This is a genomic window from Arthrobacter sp. BC5, from assembly GCF_056680255.1.
In genome coordinates this window covers 123,551-142,011 of record NZ_CM155273.1, presented here as the reverse complement: position 1 = coordinate 142,011, position 18,461 = coordinate 123,551, and the positions used below count along the sequence as shown (strand labels likewise).

The 18,461-nt window shown below is 63.1% G+C and carries 12 protein-coding genes; 6 read left to right on the top strand and 6 right to left on the bottom strand.

What is annotated here, in order from left to right; all coding sequences use genetic code 11:
- Window positions 1-19: 19 nt before the first annotated feature.
- Together AC1MFI_RS00505 and AC1MFI_RS00500 are read left to right on the top strand one after the other, a co-directional pair.
- Window positions 20-2,647, top strand: coding sequence for a LuxR C-terminal-related transcriptional regulator (locus AC1MFI_RS00505; protein ID WP_479818748.1), 2,628 nt, complete (start codon window positions 20-22; stop codon window positions 2,645-2,647).
- On the top strand, window positions 2,647-5,352 hold the full coding sequence (locus AC1MFI_RS00500; RefSeq protein ID WP_479818747.1) for a helix-turn-helix transcriptional regulator: 2,706 nt from the start codon (window positions 2,647-2,649) through the stop codon (window positions 5,350-5,352). The genes AC1MFI_RS00505 and AC1MFI_RS00500 overlap by 1 nt, the downstream gene beginning before the upstream one ends.
- Window positions 5,353-5,924: 572 nt before the next feature.
- Here AC1MFI_RS00500 and AC1MFI_RS00495 read toward each other — a convergent pair.
- From AC1MFI_RS00495 to gmd, 6 genes are all read right to left on the bottom strand, one after another.
- Complete coding sequence (locus AC1MFI_RS00495) at window positions 5,925-6,569, bottom strand: LPXTG cell wall anchor domain-containing protein (protein ID WP_479818746.1); 645 nt, start codon at window positions 6,567-6,569, stop codon at window positions 5,925-5,927.
- A 259-nt stretch (window positions 6,570-6,828) separates the two neighbouring features.
- Window positions 6,829-8,730, bottom strand: coding sequence for a DUF4012 domain-containing protein (locus AC1MFI_RS00490; protein ID WP_479818744.1), 1,902 nt, complete (start codon window positions 8,728-8,730; stop codon window positions 6,829-6,831).
- A 69-nt stretch (window positions 8,731-8,799) separates the two neighbouring features.
- On the bottom strand, window positions 8,800-10,245 hold the full coding sequence (locus AC1MFI_RS00485; RefSeq protein WP_479818742.1) for a sugar transferase: 1,446 nt from the start codon (window positions 10,243-10,245) through the stop codon (window positions 8,800-8,802).
- Window positions 10,246-10,291: 46 nt separating this feature from the next.
- Window positions 10,292-11,752 carry a tyrosine-protein kinase domain-containing protein gene (locus tag AC1MFI_RS00480; RefSeq protein ID WP_479818740.1) on the bottom strand — a complete coding sequence of 487 codons (1,461 nt, stop codon included), beginning with the start codon at window positions 11,750-11,752 and terminating at the stop codon, window positions 10,292-10,294.
- A gap of 100 nt (window positions 11,753-11,852) precedes the next feature.
- Window positions 11,853-12,821 (bottom strand): GDP-L-fucose synthase family protein, encoded by a 969-nt coding sequence (locus AC1MFI_RS00475; protein ID WP_479818739.1) that lies wholly within the window; start codon window positions 12,819-12,821, stop codon window positions 11,853-11,855.
- 1 nt (window position 12,822) lies between these two features.
- Window positions 12,823-13,851 (bottom strand): GDP-mannose 4,6-dehydratase, encoded by a 1,029-nt coding sequence (gmd, locus tag AC1MFI_RS00470; protein WP_479818737.1) that lies wholly within the window; start codon window positions 13,849-13,851, stop codon window positions 12,823-12,825.
- Between the two features lie 351 nt (window positions 13,852-14,202).
- On the opposite strand from gmd, the gene AC1MFI_RS00465 reads away from it, so the two are divergent.
- The 4 genes from AC1MFI_RS00465 to AC1MFI_RS00450 all read left to right on the top strand — a co-directional run bounded on the left by AC1MFI_RS00465 (window position 14,203) and on the right by AC1MFI_RS00450 (window position 18,441).
- Complete coding sequence (locus tag AC1MFI_RS00465; protein ID WP_479820950.1) at window positions 14,203-14,835, top strand: WecB/TagA/CpsF family glycosyltransferase; 633 nt, start codon at window positions 14,203-14,205, stop codon at window positions 14,833-14,835.
- Between the two features lie 690 nt (window positions 14,836-15,525).
- Window positions 15,526-16,206 (top strand): O-antigen ligase family protein, encoded by a 681-nt coding sequence (locus AC1MFI_RS00460; protein WP_479818735.1) that lies wholly within the window; start codon window positions 15,526-15,528, stop codon window positions 16,204-16,206.
- On the top strand, window positions 16,203-17,000 hold the full coding sequence (locus tag AC1MFI_RS00455; RefSeq protein WP_479818733.1) for a glycosyltransferase family 2 protein: 798 nt from the start codon (window positions 16,203-16,205) through the stop codon (window positions 16,998-17,000). The genes AC1MFI_RS00460 and AC1MFI_RS00455 overlap by 4 nt, the downstream gene beginning before the upstream one ends.
- A 55-nt stretch (window positions 17,001-17,055) precedes the next feature.
- Window positions 17,056-18,441: an MATE family efflux transporter gene (locus AC1MFI_RS00450; RefSeq protein ID WP_479818731.1), complete on the top strand. Its 1,386-nt coding sequence runs from the start codon at window positions 17,056-17,058 to the stop codon at window positions 18,439-18,441.
- The last annotated feature ends 20 nt before the right edge of the window (window positions 18,442-18,461 follow it).

Here is an 18,461-nt window from a genome sequence, read left to right as displayed (position 1 = left end):
TTCACGGGGCGGTGAGGACATGAGCAGGTTGGCGGAAGCGCCCTTCTTCGTGGGCCGGGAGGATACGGTCTCGGCGGTCGGGGATGCCCTGTTCTCGCCGGGATCCGTCGGAGCCGTGCTGGTCGGGGAAGCGGGAGTAGGCAAGACGGCGGTCATGCAGCAGGTGCTGTCCGCCCAGGCGGAGAGCCTCTACATCCTCCGCATCCGTGGCTCCAAAGGGTCCCGGCACCAGGCATTCCGTCCCGTGAACTTCCTCCTGTCCGAGCTCGAGGCGGACGTCGTCGAGCACCCCGTGACGGTGCTGCAGGCCGTGTCCGAGCTGCTGAACCGGCAGGCACGCGGCCGCCGCGTGGTCCTCGCGGTGGACAACGTCGAGTACCTCGACCCCTCCTCGGCTGCGCTGATCGGCCAGCTCGTGCTCAGCGAGACCGCCATCGTGCTGCTGACCGCCCAGGATTTCGCGGCCGCTGATCCCCTGTTCGCCGCGCTGTGGCGGGACGGCTCGCTGAAGCGGTTCGACCTGGTGCCGTTCACCCCGCCGGAGGTACGGGCCTTCGTCGAGGCCGAGCTGGAGGGGCCCGTGAGCGCCGAGGGCGTCCAGCTGCTGCACTGCATGAGTGGAGGCAACGCGCGGTTCCTGCAGGCCTGCACGCGGGAGCTGCGCGGGCGGCGCATCGTGCAGCACGGGAACTCCTGGGTGCTGCTGCCCGGCGGCACTCCCGTGCCGGCCGAGATCGCCGAAGCGGCCCAGGCGCTCCTCGAGGAGCTGCCGGCCGGCCAGCAGGAGATCGCGCACGTGATCGCCCTGGCGGGGCGGCTGCCGCTCAATGCGGCGCAGGGCATCACCACCAGTGCGGACGTGGACTCCCTCCAGTCGGCCGGCGTCCTCGCCGTGCGGCACGGCAAGCAGGAATACGTGGAGTTCGCGAACCCCGTCATAGCCGCCGGAACCGTCGAGTCCCTCTCCGCACAGCGCTCCGGCGAGCTCTACAGGCGCTGGGTCGAGGACGCCGCGCAGGCGCAGCTGCTCGACCCGGAGCGGCACGCCGCGTGGCTGCTGAAGTGCCACCGGCCGGTACCCGCCGCACTGGCCCTCGCCGCCGCCCGCTCGGCCAACCACGCCGGCAGGTACTGGGACGCCGCCACCTACGCCGAGCTCGGGGACGCGCACCGGTCCTCCGCCGCTGCCGCCGCCGAGCGGATCCATGCCCTCACCTTCGAGGGCCGGTTCCAGGACGCCGCGAACGCTCTCCTGCTCGCCTCACCGCTGCTCGGCGAGGCCGCGACGGCGGACGCCGTGGAGCTGCTCCTCGCGGACGCGTTCCTCCGGAGCTGTCTCGGCCTGGCCGGGCTCGAGGAGCCCCTCGCCGACGCCGAGGCACGGTTGGAGGCCGACGCCGGCCTCGCCGGGGAGGAGAAGGCCCGGCTCCGGGCCGACGTCGTGATCGCCCGCGCCAAGCTCGCGTCCCTGCAGGGGGAGTTCGCGCAGTGCCGGGACCTCGTGCTGTCCCTGAGGGAATCGTCCCCCCAGCTCACCCGGGACCAGGCGATCCGCAGCGACGTGCTGCTGTGTGAGGCGTGGGCCATGATGGAGAGCCAGCTGGAGGCGCTCCAGCTCGCCGATTCGGTCGCGGACCGCCTGGAGGAGTCCTACGGCAGCGATCGCACCAGCGAGATCGCCTACCTGCGCCTGGCCGCCGTCTACAGCGCCACCGGCTGCTGGGAATCGGGATCGCAGAAGCTGCGCCTCTCCGCCGGGGACTGCGGGGCCATGCACCACGGCTCGGCGGTGCAGCTGGCGCTGGGACTCGCGCGCGGCCGGCACGGTACCCCCGAGGACGCCCTGGTCCTCCTGGCGCCGGCGTTCGACCAGCTGCGGGTCGCCGATCCGCACCGGATGCTGCCGCTCGCGGCCGCGGCGATCGCCTTCTGCCACACCATGAGCCAGAACATCAAGGCCGCCATCCCGTTCCTGGTGCACGCGGAACCCGCACCGGGTGTCCCGTGGGTGGTACGCCGCATGGTCGCGCAGCTGCAGCTGCTGAGCCTCGGGCTCCGTGAGGCCAAGCCCGATGCCGCCCAGCAGCTCCAGGCCCTGGGGCGGTCGGACCGGCAGCGCGGAGCGTCGCTGTTCGAGCTGTCCGCCTTCACGAGTTCGGTGCGGCTGGGCAACACCGCCGCCCTGGCGGAACTGTCCGACGTCGCGGCCCGCATGCAGGGACCCTTCGCCCGTCTCTGCGAGATGTTCGCGAAGGGCGTGTCCACACGGGACGCCGAGGTGCTCCTGCAGGCGATGGAGCTCGCGGCCGCGGGCGGGGACCAGGACTTCGGCAGGGACGCCGCCCGCTCGGCCCTGAACGCGGCCCGCGCCACCGGCAACAAGTCCACCGTGCGCGAAGTGCAGCAGAGGGCACGGCGGGTCCTGGCCAACGTGGATGCCGGCGGCCCCACCTCGCAGCTCGACGCCCTCACGCCACGTGAGGGCGAGATAGCGCAGCTGGCGGTCGGCGGGTACACCAACCGGGAGATCGCGGAGGTCATGTGCGTCTCCGTCCGCACCATCGAGGGGCACCTTTACCAGATCTACTCCAAGCTCCACGTCTCCTCGCGGCTACAGCTCGCGGAGCTGCTTCCGGCACCGCTCTGATGAGCCGCGAGGACGGGCACGCACCCCTCGTGGGCGTCGATCGGACCATCGGCGCGATCGTCTCCACGCTGTCCCACCCCAACCTGCACGGTGCGCTCGTGGTGGGCGAGGCCGGCACGGGCAAGAGCGCGATCGCCCGCCGCCTCGTCTCGGTTCTCGAGGCGCACCAGAAGAAGTGCTTCGTGGTGCGGGCGACGGCGAGCCTGGCCGACGTGCCGTACGGATCGCTCGGGCCGTACCTCACCGAGGCGACACCCCAGACGCTCGCGTCCTCCCTCTCCGCCCTCCGCGCGCTCGTCGCCTACTTCCGTGCCGCCTCCGGAGGCCGCGAGGCGGTCGTGGTGGTCGACGACGCCCACTACCTCGACGACGACAGCAGCCACATCCTCACGCAGCTGGTGATCTCCCGGACCATCAAGGTGGTCCTCTTCGCGAACGGCATCCCGCCCCGCTCCGGCGATCTCTTCTCCCTGTACACGGACGGCTTCATCAGCCGCGTGGACGTCCGTGCGCTCGATGACGCGGACGCGGCGAAGCTGTCCGCGGCCGTGCTCGGCGGTCCGCTCACCCGGGGTGCCGCGCACTACCTCGCCCGGCAGAGTGCGGGGAACCCCCTGATGCTGCGGGCCCTCCTCGAGCATTCCTCCGCCACCGGCGAACTGGTGGAGCGGAGCGGTGTCTGGTGCCTCGCGGGGCGCTTCCACCCGCCCATCCCCGCCCTGGTGGACCTGGCCAAGACGTTGCTGCAGGGTCTCAGCGAGCAGGAGCGGACCGTGTACGAGGCCGTGGCGCTCAGCGGCGGCCTTCCGCAGGCGCGGCTGGCGAGGCTGGAGGAGGACGCCGTGGCACAGCAACTCCTCCGGCGCGGGCTCCTGCGGAACTCCGGTCCGTCCGCCGGCCCGGTCCGGGTTGCCCACCCCATGATGACGCGCGTCGTCCGGGCGCTGGTACCCGCCGGCCGGAGCGCCGACCTGCGCCGCAGGGTCTTCGACGACGACGAGGTGGTGCTGCCCGCACTCCACGAGGGCCGGATGGACCACCTCAACTGGGCCCTCGACTGCGGGGTGGACGTGCCGGCAGCGGTCCTCCTTGCGTCGGCGCGCACCGCCGCGCACGTCTCCAGCCCGGAGTCCGCCCTGCGGTTCGCGGGTGCCGCGAGGGCAGGGGGAGAGGACGACGCCGCCACGGTCGAGGAGGCGCGTGTCCGGGTCAACCTCGGCGACTACGCGGTGGCCGTGGACATGCTCGAGGAGGTCCTGTCCCGTGCGGTCCGGCCGATGACCGTCGCCGACGCCGCGGTCCTCACCGCTCTTGCCTGCGTCCGCAGGGGTGATGATCCGAGCACGGTCCATGCCATCGCCGATGCCTGCACGGCACGGTTGGAGGCAGTGCAGGCGGGTGGCGGTACGGCTGAAGCGGACGACGCCGGGGGAGCGGCGCGTGAGGCGGTCGCGCTGCTCCACGTCTTCGGGTGGATCCTCGAAGGGCAGTACGCAGCCGCCCAGGCCGGGCTCGATGTCCTGGACGGCGCGGGGTGGTCCGCGGCGTCAGCGGCTGAACCCCGGTTGCCGGTTCTGGGGCTCGTGTTCAGGGGGATGGTCAGCGGCGCGTTCGGCAAGTGCGGGACGGCCACCGCCGAGCTCCGGGCCGCGCTCGAGGAGGTGGAGGGTTCTTCCGGGGACCTCGAACACCTGCGCCCGCAGGTCATGGTCGAGTACGTGAGTGCGCTGATCCACGCGGGCGAATTCGCGGCAGCCGCGGACGCCCTCGAGGAGTACCGGCAAAGGCCCGTGGTGAGCCTCGAGTACCTGAGCGGTCCGCTGGCGGCGCTCGAGGCCGTTCTCGAGGCGCGGCGTGGGAGATTCCGTACGGCGCTGCAGATTCTCGAGCCGGCCCTGGTCTGCCTGCGCCGGCTGGACAGCGAGATGCTGCTGCCCTACGCGCTCGGCGTGGCGTCCTGGGCTGCCAACTCGGTGGGGGAGAAAGCCGCGGCAAAGGCCTTCGAGGAGGAGTTCAGCGGGGTGTCCTCGATCGGGAGCCGCGCGCTGCTGCTCCTCGGCCGGGCCTTCCTCGCGGCATGGGGCGCCGGGACACCGGGTGAGGGCAGCGACCTCGCCGGTCTCCAGGCCCTGGCCGAGGCGGCGAGGTCCGCTCCCTATCCGTCCTGCGAGAAGGACACCCTGGAACTGCTCCTGGTCCTCGGGGACACAGCGAGGGCATGGCGCCTGGCGGAACTCGCGGACCAGTTCGAGGGCACGGAGGCCGAGGTCCTCTCGCACTACGCGCACGCCCTGACGGACGCGGACGCCGAGGCGCTGCTCATGGCGGCCGATGAGGCCGAGAGCATCCAGAAACTGCCGCTGGCGGCTGACGCCTCCGCCCGGGCCATGCGACTGTTCGAGGAGAAGGGGGATGGACGCGCACGGCGCCTTGCCCTCCGTGCCGTGCGCCGGCGCCAGTCCCTGCTCGAGGGGTTCCTGCCGCATCAGGAGGGGGACGTGCAGACGACCCACGAGCTGACCGGCAGGGAGTGGGAGATCGCCAAGATGGCCGCTGACGGCGCCACCAACCGTGCCATCGCGAGGGCGCTGGTCCTGTCCACGCGCACCGTGGAGGGGCACCTGTACCGCATCTACGGGAAGCTCGGGATCACCACGCGGGAGGAGCTGGCGGGGGAGATGGCGGGGGACGACGGTACGCGCTGACTGCCCTGGCGAAAGCGCGTATCCCGTGCGGTGTGACAGGTAGTGAAGGGCTGCAGTCCCCGTAGTCGGCTGGAGAAAACACGTTGTGCGTACTCGTGAGCCGCCCGCAAGATCTCCGTAGTGTTGCACTTGTTGAACCAAGGATGCTTCAGCAGCAGGGCTTGTGCCCTTACCCGAAGAAAAAGCGGGTCCCGGATCGGGGCCAGTGGCAAAGGAGTCTTCCTGAGACCAAGACTCCGTCCCCAGCTGCCGCTGGCCCCTTACTCGTTTAACAGGCGCGGGATTTCCTTCTTGCAGATGTGGTCTCACTACCGGGGGTCGATTCCATGTACCGCACGCAGCAGTCTTCGTTCACCAGGAGACTCCGCCGCCGCCTTCGCCGCAGGATCAGGAAGGTCAGGCCTCACCAGTGGTTGCAGTACTTCGGACTACTCATGCTCGTGATCGGCGCCGGGATGCTGACCTTCGCGGCTCTCAACATCTGATTCGCCCGACGAACAAAGAACGTCTGCAGTTAAACACAGAATGGGCAGACCCTCAGGGTCTGCCCATTCTGCTAGATGGTGTACTGGTTACGCTTCGGCACCCGCACGACGACGGGAGACGACGATGCTGCCGGCACCCAGGCCGAGTGCACCGATGCCGGCGGCACCCCAGAGGAGCATTGCGGAATCGACACCAGTGTTGGCGAGGCCGCCCTTGACCGAGGAGGTGGTTCCGCCGCCGGTGGTGCCTCCGGTCGAACCGCCGGTGGTGCCACCAACGGCGTTGGCGGAGTCGACGACCACGCGAGAGGTGACTACGGGGCTGCCATCGAGTGCAGCTGCGGTCAGCGTGTACACGCCTTCCTCGTTGAGCTGCACGTTGTAGGAGAAGTTGCCCTGTGCATCGGCATTGATCGTCTTGTCGAGGACGATCTCGTTGAGCACGATCAGCCCGCCGCGCGCTGCAGCAGCGCCACCGGCACCGAAGCCTGCAGCCGAGGGCGTTGCGTCGGTGCGGTCGACCGTGATGCGGATGGGCTCGTTGGGCTCGAAGAGACCGTCGTTGCTGCTGAACACTACGGTGTCGCCGGGAGCAACAGTGCCATCGCTGACCGTGCCGGGCGCCGGCGTGGTGACGTAGGCGGGGGTCGAGACAGGAGCGGCCTGCGCTGCGCCGGCTCCAAGGAGTGCAAGGGTTCCAGCGACGGCCAGGACTGAGGCGGTTTTGTTCATGATGAGCTCCCCATAAAGGTGATTGAGACGAGAGAAAAGCGGTGAAGTGACCGGGGCCTTCGTTCCCAAAACGCCCTGAGCCTACTCTCCCCTACCCTATAGGACCCACGACGATTACTCGAACCGCCGATGACTTACTACTTAGTAAGGAAGTACCTCTACTCAGAAGTTACCAAGTATGCCTAGGTAGGGGAAGGCTTCGAACGCCACTGGCAAAGATGTAACCCAGTGTTAACCTCGCCTAGCCACTTCAACTGCGTCAGCTGCAGGACTGCAGGCCTTCCGCCGGCAGAAGCACATCGGCCGGGTCCTGAACGGTCGGCGTGATGTCGAGCACCGGCTCGCTTTCCTGCACCACCTTCGAGAAGTCCACCTCGATGGTTGCCGTCTCGCCTGGTCCGAGTTCTGTGGTGAGGATGCCCACGGGCCGGTTGCCGTGCGCGAAGGAACCGACCGGCACGTCCTCGCCGTTGATCCTCGTCTGCTGCAGGAGCGCCTGGGCCGGCCCGTAGGCGACCGTATTGGTTCGCACCCGGCCCGGATCCACACCGAAGGCCCCGCCTCCGGTGACGTACTCGGGAAGGCTGGTCGCGGCGTCAGCGGGAGCCGTGTTGGTCAGCGTCACCTTGGCCGTGTACAGGGAGTACCCGTCACCCGGGCAGCTCTTGACGAGCTGCACCGTGCGGCGCACGTAGTAGTCCATCTTCGCCCCGGTACCGTCGTTGAAGTACACCCCGAAGGCGGCTCCGCCGACGGCGGGACCCAGCGCTGCGCCGGCGAGGTCGGTCTGCGCGAGCAGGTCCTGCTGCTCAGGTGTCGCGGACCACAGGTACAGGCGGCCCTGCTCGGCGCTGGTGACCAGGGATTCGACGAGCTGCGTGCCGTCCCCCTGAACATCGGTCAGCGCCCCGAAGACCTTGCCGGCAACAGCCGCGAAGTAGGCGTCCTGCAGGGCCGGCTCCTCGATCTGCGCGTACACGTCCGAGAGGAGAGTGGGCACCACGTTCGCGGAATCGAGCGCGGTGGGCAACTGAGTCTCTGCGAGCAGGGCATCGACGGCGGGGTCTCCGAACTCGCCGAGCTCCACGGGCCCCGTGGCCCACAGGATGTTGGCGAGCACCACGGGATCGATCGCGATCACTCCGTCGATCCGCGACCCTGGGTGACGTTCCTGCCACATCCGCTGTGCGGTCGAAGCGGCCGTGGGGAAGTCGGGGGTGAGGTTCACGCTCTGCATAAACGTGCCCATGCGGTAGGAGTAGATCAGCTCCTGCTCGGGATCCACGCCGATCGACGGGGTGAACCGTCCCATCTCGGAAGCGCTGCCCTGGTCCGTCAGGGCAATCCGTCCGTCCTCGACGGTGAGTACGGCCAGCGCACCGGAGATGCCGCCCGTCGCGCGAACTTCGGCACTGTTTTGCACCAGCACCAGATAGTTGCGGGGCCCGTCGGAGCCAAGCATGGAGGGAAGCAGCTGACCGGCACGTGATGCACCGTTGATGGGCCCCCGCGCTTCCTCCAGCGCGTCGATAGCGTCCTGCAGCGGCCCGGCGATCTGCGGTAGCAGCTCCGAGCGGTCGATTCCCTCGAGGCGGCCGTAGGAGAGATTGACCGTCGTCGCTGCCGCGGACAGGGTTGGGGCGATGTCCGCCAGCGGGGCTGTGTCAATCCGTCCATCGACCGGTGTAAGTGCGTCCCAATCCAGGGCCGCGAACTTGTCGACCATGGGCGCAACGGCACGGTTAACCACGTCATCGGCCGATACCGTGACCTCGGATACTGCACTGAAGTTCTGCCCGACGAATGGAATCAGGCTAGCTGCCTTCCAGAGCGGGTCGGTACCGGCGGCACGAGCTGTGGTCGTGTGCCCCGCCAATTCCGCTGTTAGGAAGCTGGCCCGGTCGGTGTCACGGTCCAGGACCGCCGCCTGCAAGTCGGGGAGCAAAGACATAGTGCTTTCCAGATTGCTGCGGACCTGGTGCGCCCGGTGTACCAGCCAGCCGCCGGCCGCCGCGAGCAGCACCAGGATGACGACGGCGATCACCAGCAGCATGCGGCCGCGCTTGGCGCGGCTGCCCCTCGGCGCGGGCGAGCTCCTATTAGCCGATACCGCCGCTTTGGAGCGGGCGGGCTCGGCGTGCGGGGAGTATCCGTCAGTCATGCCAAGAGTCCTTCATACGGTGGTCGTTGGAGGTGGGAATTGTTACAAAACAGGCAAGCAACGTAATCGTCAAAAGGCGCCGTGGCGTCCGATAACAGCTTTAACTGTCCGGAGGAGGATGGTCAGGTCACCCAGGAAGGACCAGTTCTCCACGTAGTAGAGATCGAGCCGAACGGTCTCATCCCAGGACAGCAGTGATCGTCCGCTGACCTGCCACAGCCCGGTCATCCCGGGGCGTACCAGTAGTCGCCGGTGAGCGCGGATATCGTAGCGCTCCACCTCGGCGGCCAGGGGAGGTCGGGGGCCTACCAGGGACATTGATCCGCCGAGCACGTTGAAGAGTTGTGGCAGCTCATCGAGACTGAATTTGCGCAGGACGCGACCTACGCGAGTAACTCGGGGATCATTCTTTAGCTTGAACAGCACTTCGTTGCCCTCGTGGTTTTCACGGAGCTGCTCGAGTTTCACCTCTGCATCCATCACCATCGACCGGAACTTGTACATCTCGAAGCGCTCACCGGCTGTGCCTACCCGTTCCTGCCGAAACAGGACCGGCCCTGGCGAGTCGAACCGCACGAGCAGGGCGAGCACGGCCAGAAGGGGAGACGTGGCGATAATCAGCAGTGCGGCGCCGGCTATGTCGGTGGAACGCTTGACGAAGCGCTGCCCCTTTTCGAGGTTCGGGGTTGAGACATGGATCAGCGGGAGGCCGGCGACGGGACGGGTATGAATACGTGGTCCGGCGACGTCCGTTAGCGCAGGTGCCATGATGAGGCGAATGTTGAGGTCAGCGAGCGCCCAACCGAGGGCTCTGATGGTCTCGGGCGCCAATTGCATGCTGCTCGAAAGAGCTACGGCATCCGGATTGAATCCCTTGATGTCGGCGACGATGTCATCGGCCTCGACAGCCCTCCCGATCACGGGCAGATCCAGGAGGTCGGCAGTGCTCGCGCCGGATTCGACTCCGGGGAGGTAAGCCCCTACCGGGAGGTAGCCAGCCATCGGCTGCGCACGCAAGGAGTCGGCAAGATGCTGCACTCCGCTCGAGCTGCCGATCACCAGCACGCGGAGGGAGCTACGACCATGCTCGCGTTCTATGTGGAGAAAACGACGCACTATTGCGCGGGACAACAAGAGCATGATGAGACCGGACGGAAGGGCCACGCCGACGTATCCACGAGCGGTGTCGAACTGCAGCGCGTAGCTGACGATTGCTACGACCCCGAACAAGATGAGGGAGGCGCTGACAACCCGCTTGTACTCCTCCGTGCCGTGCCCCAATACGGTCGCCTCGCGGCTGCCTCGCAAGGACAGCATGGCCCACCAGCCGGCAGCGAGAAGGAGAGATAGGACCACATAGGGTTGTTCGCTCGCGCTCAATCGTTCCGCTTCGGGAACTCCGAACCGGACGATCAACGCACCGATCGTCGCCCAAAGAACAACAGCGGCGTCGACGATGGCTAGCCGCCTCCCGTAACGCTGAGTCCACCCGATATTCTCTTCGATCTCCGACACCAGCTCCCCATGCCCTGTGGTACGCCGCACTGCGACGACGTGCTCGTTATTTGTTGTCAGACGGAATCCCGAAGATCCGTTCATCGAAGTCAGAGGGACTGTTACCGGTGGATCGCCGGGACAATGGCTGTGCGTGGTCCATCGTGGTAGGAGCTGCCGAATCGTATGAATAGTAGCTGTAGGCGTACGCATCCGGCCCCTTGCTTGGCAGCAAGTTGATGACGACTCCGAGCAGGTCCGCGTCCACCAGCTCAAGGTTTCCGAGGGCCTTCTGCAGGTCGGGCAGTCTCACCTTAGAGGAACCGACAACGAGCACTACGCCGCCAACCTGCTGAGCGAGCACGGCGGCATCTGTGACGGGCAACAGGGGAGGAGCATCGATAATGACTGCGTCAAACTTTTGCTCTAGCCGTGCGATTAGCTGCTTCATGGCGTCAGATCCCAGCAGCTCACTTGGGTTAGGCGGTATCTGCCCGGCTGTCAGGATGTATAGTTCGTCGGCGCCCCATGGCTGCAGGAGGTCCTCGACATCGGCCCGGCCGATCAGGGCCGTGGTAAGACCAGCGTTGCGCTCGAGCCCGAGGTACTCGTCCACACGAGGTCGGCGAAGATCAGCATCAACGAGGACCACCGACTGCCCGCCTTGAGCGATCGAAATTGCAAGATTTGTTGCCGTGGTGCTCTTGCCTTCGCCAGGGAGTGACGAGGTCACGAGCACCGCTTTGGACTTATGGCTCACGTGCGCAAACTGCAGATTCGTACGAATCTGCCGGAAGGACTCGGCACGCGGGCCCTGGGTCGGGGCCTGCGTCAGCAGTGGCTTCTTCTGCGCATCGGTATCGAAGGAGATTCCGCCGAGGAGGGGGGCGTCGCTGATTCGACGGAGATCAGATTCTCCACGCACGCGGGTGTCGAGCGTCGTACGAAGTACCGCCACGCCCACTCCGAGCGCGAGGCCCACAAGGAGGCCGAGGGCAAGGTTGAGCCGCGTGTTCGGGGCCGAGGGCTGCGACGGCGCCGTTGCCGGGGTGATCACCGTCAGGTTTACGGGCGAGGCACCTCCCTCGGTGGGGTTTTCTAAACCACCGACGGATTGCACCAGACTGTCCGCCGTGGCTCGAGCTATCGCAGCAGCCTGTACAGGCGATGTGTCCTTAACCGTGATCGTAATGATGACCGTATTCAGATCAGCGCTGGCGGTAACCTTTCCCGCCAACTGTTCGGCCGTCCACTCCAGCCCAAGCGAATCAACGACAGGCTGCAGCACTAAGGGCTCTGTCACAGTTTCCACGTATGACTGCACCCGTGCTTGCGTGAACGTGTTGCCCTGCTGCAGTTCTTGGACACTGCCCGAGCTTTGTATCGCCACGAAGAGCTTGGTCTGAGCCGTATAGGTTGGTCGAACGGCGAATGACGCGACGGCTCCCGCGAGCAGGCCGATGAGGGCGCAGACGACGATCAGCAGCCAATTTCGTCGCAGTATCCGTAGGTAGTCACGCAGCTCCAAAGGAGACCTCTCTAGATGCTCTGTATGGTCGCCAAACCAGGGCCGTGCCGACGATTCAGTGACGTGTGTTGCCCAAAGGGGGCGGAAGTTCGTGCTGAGTCTAGCCGCGCAGGCTCGTCTGGTGGGTGCGATACCACTCCACCGTGTTGCGCACGCCATCTTCGAGACCTATACCCGCGGTCCATCCCGCCTCCGCGAGCTTAGAAACATCAAGCAGCTTTTGCGGAGTGCCGTCCGGCTTTGTGGTGTCCCACTCCATGGTGCCCTCGTATCCGACTGCATCTGCAACGATCTCGGCCAGCTCTTTGATGGTCACGTCCGATCCCGTTCCCACGTTTACCTGCTCCGGGCCGTCGTAGTGCTCCAGGAGGTGAAGGCAAGCTGCGGCCATGTCGTCCACGTGCAGGAACTCGCGCCTGGGCGAGCCGGTGCCCCAATTCGTCACGGTGCCAACGCCGCCGCGCGCGGCCTCGTCATATCGGCGGATGAGCGCCGGGAGGACGTGCGAGCCTTCAGGGGAAAAATTGTCTCCCGGGCCGTAAAGATTGGTGGGCATCGCCGAGATCCAGGGGAGCCCGTACTGGCGACGAACGGCCTGTACCTGCATGATCCCGGCAATTTTCGCAATCGCGTATGCATCGTTGGTGGGTTCGAGATGCCCGGTAAGTAGCGATTCCTCGCGAATGGGTTGCGGCGCCAACTTGGGGTAGATGCAGGACGAGCCAAGGAACAGAAGACGCTCCACGTTGTGTTCTAGTGCGGCATCCATAACGTTCACCTGGATCTGCAGGTTCTCTGTCAGGAAATCAACGGGATAGCTATTATTCGCCAGGATGCCACCGACTTTGGCCGCGGCCAGAACCACATATTTCGGCTTGTTGGCGGCAAAGTACTCGAAGACGGCCGTACGGTTCTTGAGATCCAGTTCGGTGGACGTCTTCCCGTGCAGGTTGGAGAAACCTTCCGACTCGAGGGTTCGCCAAATCGCAGAACCCACCAATCCTCGGTGGCCCGCTACGTAGAAGGCAGCGTCGCGCTGGAGGGACCCAGGGATGAAAGTAGTCGTCACGTCACGCCGTCCAGGATTCGAGATCGACTGTGTCGATCCAATTGCGTCCGGAGTGCTTGAGGGCTTCAACGTCCGCGTCGACCATGAGCCGGGCAAGGTCCGGCGTATGGATAGTGGCCTTCCAGCCGAGCTTGTCCTGTGCTTTCGACGCGTCGCCCACAAGGGCGTCCACTTCAGTGGGGCGGAGGTAGCGCTCGTCAAACTTCACATGGTCTTCCCAATTTAGGCCCGCATGTTCGAACGCAATGCGAAGGAAGTCCTTGACTGTGTAGTTGCCTCCGGTGGCTAGGACGAAATCGTCGGGTTCGTCTGCCTGAAGCATGCGCCACATGCCCTCCACGTACTCTGCGGCGTATCCCCAGTCGCGGACGGCATCGAGGTTTCCCATGTAGACGTGTTCCTGCTGGCCGGCCTTTATGGCTGCGACCGCTCGAGTGATCTTTCGCGTCACGAAGGTCTCACCGCGGCGGGGAGACTCGTGGTTGAAAAGGATCCCGTTGACGGCGTACATGCCATACGCCTCGCGGTAGTTCTTCGTGATCCAGTAGCTGTAGACCTTCGCCGCTCCGTATGGTGATCGAGGGTAGAACGGCGTTTCCTCATTTTGAGGGGGTGGAGTAGCACCGAACATTTCCGAAGAAGACGCCTGGTAGAACTTGGTTTCGATACCTGCGAGTCTGACGGCTTCCAAGAGACGAACTGTGCCCATGCCTGTGGTATCGGCGGTGTGTTCCGGCTCGTCGAAAGACACCCTGACGTGGGACTGAGCGGCAAGGTTGTACACCTCGTCTGGTCGGATGTCTGCCAGCAGCGTTACGAGACGGGAGCCATCACTCAGGTCGCCATAATGCAGAAATAGCTTCGCCGTAGGGTTGTGCGGATCTACGTACATGTGGTCGATGCGAGCCGTGTTGAACGTCGAGGCACGCCGAATGAGACCGTGCACCTCGTAGCCCTTACGGAGCAATAGCTCCGCTAGGTAGGACCCATCCTGGCCCGTGATTCCCGTGATAAGCGCCTTTTTAGACACCCGTACCCCCAGCCCTTAATTATTTCACCGCGCGCGTCGCACGTTACCTCCGGAATCCTACCTCCAGTAGGGCTGCCGGAGGCGCACAAGCAGCAGCCCTGCAACGAATACGACTGGCCGAGACGCCCGTCCACTGGAAGACCGCCTCGAGCCTGTAGGCTAGCCCCGCTATGTCGATCTACAGGAAGCCTGGAGACAAAAGTGGGGGATGCACTGCGCAGTGAGGAAACAACTCTGGTCCTATCGACCGAGTTCGAACAAGACTTCCGCACGACCGCGAGCCGGCTCCTGGGAACGGAGGCGCAGGAGGGCGACGGCAGCATCCATGTGCATCTTCTAAACGCTTACTCAATGTGCGTTGCTGATGGAAACGTGAATTACCAAGCGGCGCTGAACGATAGCTCCGCGGTGAACCTATGCGATGGCAAATCCGTGGAACTAGCCGCCAGAATGTTGCACGGGATGACGAAGCTGCGTCAAATGCGCGGGCCAGATTTCTTCCGCACCATGCTGGATCAGGGTCGAGAAACTAACCTACGCCACTGCTTTCTAGGTTCGACGCCCAGCGTTCTAGAAAAGCTTGTGAAACAAGCAGAAGAGATGTACCCAGGAGTGCAAATTGCTTGCGCCATAAGCCCACCATTTCGTGAGCCAACAGCTCAAGAGCTCGCCGAGCGGGATGCGCTAATTCTTGCATCCGGAGCCAATATCATCTGGGTAGGCCTAGGTACACCCAAACAGGACTTCGAAGCGCATAGGGTGACAACGGCCACGGGGATCAACTCAGTGGCCATTGGAGCGGCTTTTGACTTCTTAGCTGGAACCACCAAGGAAGCTCCCCGGATTCTCCGAGGATCAGGTGCGGAGTGGTTATACCGACTTATTTCTGAGCCTCGTCGCTTGTGGAGAAGGTACCTCTTTGGAAACGTACATTTTCTAGCTCTAGTCCTTCGCCAAGCGCGGCCTCGACAGCGCGCTGTTTAGCACTTGTACCGTCCTACGAAGAGCAGGTTACCGCTTATGGCAGGCCCGATCGCTACTTTTAGAAGTGATTCCAAGGACGGACAAACTTCTCAGAAGGCAAGTATCTGGCTGGTTGCCGTAATAATACTCGCATGCTTGTTGCAAGAGCTTTTCACCGACCGATACGGAACCTCCTCGGTCGGTTCACAGTTGCCACTGAATGCAATAGTTGCGCAACTTGCTAGGTTTAGCAATGCAATAATACTATCGGCCTGCTTTTTCACAGTCCTCCTGATAATTGCCGCTCACGGGACCGCCCGTATCAAATCCACCGCGTTGAGTAATAATCTTGATTTGCGCACCAGTCAACCCGGAGCACTTCGGGTTTCGCAATGCTGGATATGGGTTCCGTACGCTTTCGTTTGGCTGTTCTCCTCCGCATTCGCAACTTATCCTGGTACGACCTTCTATGCCCTCGTAAGCCTCCTAGCTGTCGTCACTATTGCTTTCCTTCCAATGGAGAGGAAGTCGAATTATCCGATAGGTCAGCTAACCCTTTCCCTACTTCGGCTTTTGACTAGCAGTTCCGCTCTTCTGGGACTGATTTGGCCTGGACGGGCATTTGCTCCTTACCAGACCTGGCCAGGTGGTTGGTGGACCGGCGTCGATCGCCTGCAAGGAGTATTTCCCCATCCCAACACTCTCGCTTGGGTGGCTGCCCTTGCGGTTCTTGCCGAAGTGCTCGGAACACGTCGGGTAGGGAGGTGGTTCTTTCTGCCTGTAGCCCTGTACGCGCTGCTAGCAACCGGTTCCCGTACTGCATCCATCTCTTTGGCCGTGGGACTCTTGGTCGGCTTTCTATACTGGTGCGGAAAGAAGAGCCTGGCTTCGCGACAGCTAATCCTCCTGTGCGCTCCAGTCTTCGCGGCCATTTTCGCTATAGCGATCATATCGACGAGGTTGTCCGCTGATTCCTTCAACGGCCGGAATCTCACCTGGGCAGGTGCCTGGGTCTCGTTTCAGGAGAACTGGTTGGCAGGGACAGGGCCCGGTGCATATTTGTCGCTCGGTTCCGAATCGGTAGCCTATGCGCACAATCAATTGCTACAGACCATGAGCGAACTTGGTACTCTCGGGCTGGTGGCACTGTTGATCCATATTGGAGCTCTTCTCTACTTTGTTCGCCAGCATTGCGTTAGCAGTCTAGGACTTGGTTTGACTGCAATGTGGCTAGTTATGTTTATTTCGGAGAACCTGATCCGCTTCGCCGCGACAAGTTTTGCTCCGCAGATCCTGCTGTTTCAGCTGATGCTGCTTTTGGCCGCAGCCGAGAAGGAGCGCAAAAGCCATCACCCGTTACGAAGCTTTTCTACAACAGGAGAATATCCGTGACATTACCAAGCGTTACCGTGGTGATAGCCGCATTCAATGCAGAGCGCACTGTCGGGAAATCTATCGACTCGGCACTTGCACAGCAATATGACGGCGAGGTTCGGGTGATAGTTGTTGATGACGCATCGACTGATTTGACTGCTTCCGTTGCAGAGAGCTACCCCGACGTAGAAGTTGTACGAAACAGCGTGAATATCGGCAGGGCAGGAGCAAGAAATATCGCGATCGCGACTGCAACCACAGATCTGATCGCGATACAGGACGCCGACGACTGCTCGTTTCCCTCGCGTCTGGAGGATACGGTCCCGTTCCTGCTGAACGAACCGATGGCCATCGCGGGAGGGCAACTTGAGTGGGTTGACTCGCGTTCTGGGTCGTATCCTGGGCCCACATGGCCCGAGGGTTTTGAAGAAGCCGATGAACTGCTGTCCCAAGGCAGAATGCCAGTTGCCCATCCTGCGCTACTAGCGCCAACGGCCCTCCTTCGGGAGTCGGGTGGATATGATGAGGACCTCCCCGTTGGAGAGGACCTCGATCTTTTGCTGTCGCTGAAGAAAGCGCATCCTGACCTAAAGTTCTTCAATTCACCGCAGATTGTTGTCCGCTACGACCGCCCGAGAATACCTGCACCTAGATATACGCTGCGGTCAACCTTCTGGACGTCGCGCGTGCATCGCAAGCATAACCTTCGAACACCCGTCTCTAGACACGCTGGATGGTTTGTATTTGGCATTACGAGCCTGACGCGGTCTGTGATGAAACAGGCAATTGAGTTGCTTTCTCGTGTCAAATAGGTCTACTAGCCTGAGGGCCGGATCGTCGACAAGTAGGACCGTTCTAGGATCTGCAATGAGTCTGATCATAGTCTCGGTTGGATTCATGATTCCGGGACTCGTGCGTACCAAGTCGGCAGCGCTGTTCTTCGGTCTTGAAGGAGTAGGCCTGATCGGTCAGCTCTCTCAAATACAAACTGTGTTTATCTCGCTTGGTGCGGCCGGCGTAGTTACCGCAACACGGGTCATATTCTCCCGAACTGAACTGGTGAACGATGAGGAGGCCCGCACCCGGAATTGGGTCCTGCTTGCTCCAACTGGTGTCGCGGGTGGTCTCGCTATAGTGGTGATCCTTTTTTCAAGTTGGTTAGCGATACTTTTGCTCGGCGACAGTTCTTACTTCGTGCTCATCATCGGTGCAGCCGCTGGCATTCCGTTTGCAGTTTTTGGTCAGATAGCGTTATCGCTAGCTCAAGTACGCTCCGGGCGACAAAAACTCGTCGTTTCTGCGCTTTTCGCTTCAGTCACTAGCAGCTGCGTAGTAGTTTTGCTCATGGTTTCGGGAAGCTACAGTCTGGCAGCCCTGAGCTTTGTGGCGGCGCCGGCCGTCCAAGTTGCTGCCATCTTGGTCATGTGCAAGCAGTCACGCCTCAAGCGCGGCATACGGCCGAAGATATCGCCGTCGCATCGCTCGGAGATGTTTATGTTGGCCTGGGCCTCTGCAACCCTCGGTATATTTGCGGCGACTGCTGAACTAACTGGGCGGACGGCGGTGTTGCACGCCCACGGGATCACCGAGCTAGCTCGATACCAGCCCGTCGCGTTGATCGTCACGCAGATTATCGGCGTTGCATTGGGCGCGCTTTCCACCTCGACCTTAATCGAGGTATCCAAGTCGCAGACGCAGGAAAAGCTCATTCGGAACTTGAACGGGCTGTTGGCTACCCTAATCCCAATCTCTACTATTGCCCTAGGGGCGTTGTCTGCAGCTGGCCCACTTCTGATAACCCTATTTTTCTCAGCCCAAGTTGCTTCATCCGCTTCGAGTCTTCTCGCGTTGGCGCTGAGTGGTGAAGTCGCTCGAGTCTACGCGTGGACAACCGGATCGACATTTTTGTCGAGAGGATGGAGAACCAGCTGGTTAGTTAATGGCCTGAGCACAGTGTCTGTTCAAGTCGTACTTGCCGTTTTCCTAGGGATTGAGTTTGGCGCGACAGGAATTGTATTTGCCCTAGTAGGCGCTAATCTCGTGTCGGCAATTCTAACCTTCGCGTTGCTGCGGATGCGAAAAGTTTCCGTATCTGCATTCGATATTTGTTCCGTCACCGTGATTGTAGCGGCATTCGCCGCCGTGCAACTATCCGGCGGCGACATTACTTTGCTTCTTACCGCTTGTCTCTGCCTTGTAGTTGGCGCTAGCTATTTTTTGATCTCGAGAAGAAGGAAGGCTGTGGTTGCGTGAGTGGGATCGACGTTGTCCCC

Excerpts from the sequence above, each read along its gene's own strand:
- AC1MFI_RS00505 (WP_479818748.1), top strand. The coding sequence starts at position 20 with ATGAGCAGGTTGGCGGAAGCGCCCTTCTTCGTGGGCCGGGAGGATACG.
- AC1MFI_RS00490 (WP_479818744.1), bottom strand. The coding sequence starts at position 8,730 with ATGACTGACGGATACTCCCCGCACGCCGAGCCCGCCCGCTCCAAAGCG.
- AC1MFI_RS00495 (WP_479818746.1), bottom strand. The coding sequence starts at position 6,569 with ATGAACAAAACCGCCTCAGTCCTGGCCGTCGCTGGAACCCTTGCACTC.
- AC1MFI_RS00450 (WP_479818731.1), top strand. The coding sequence starts at position 17,056 with ATGAGTCTGATCATAGTCTCGGTTGGATTCATGATTCCGGGACTCGTG.
- AC1MFI_RS00465 (WP_479820950.1), top strand. The coding sequence starts at position 14,203 with ATGTGCGTTGCTGATGGAAACGTGAATTACCAAGCGGCGCTGAACGAT.
- AC1MFI_RS00500 (WP_479818747.1), top strand. The coding sequence starts at position 2,647 with ATGAGCCGCGAGGACGGGCACGCACCCCTCGTGGGCGTCGATCGGACC.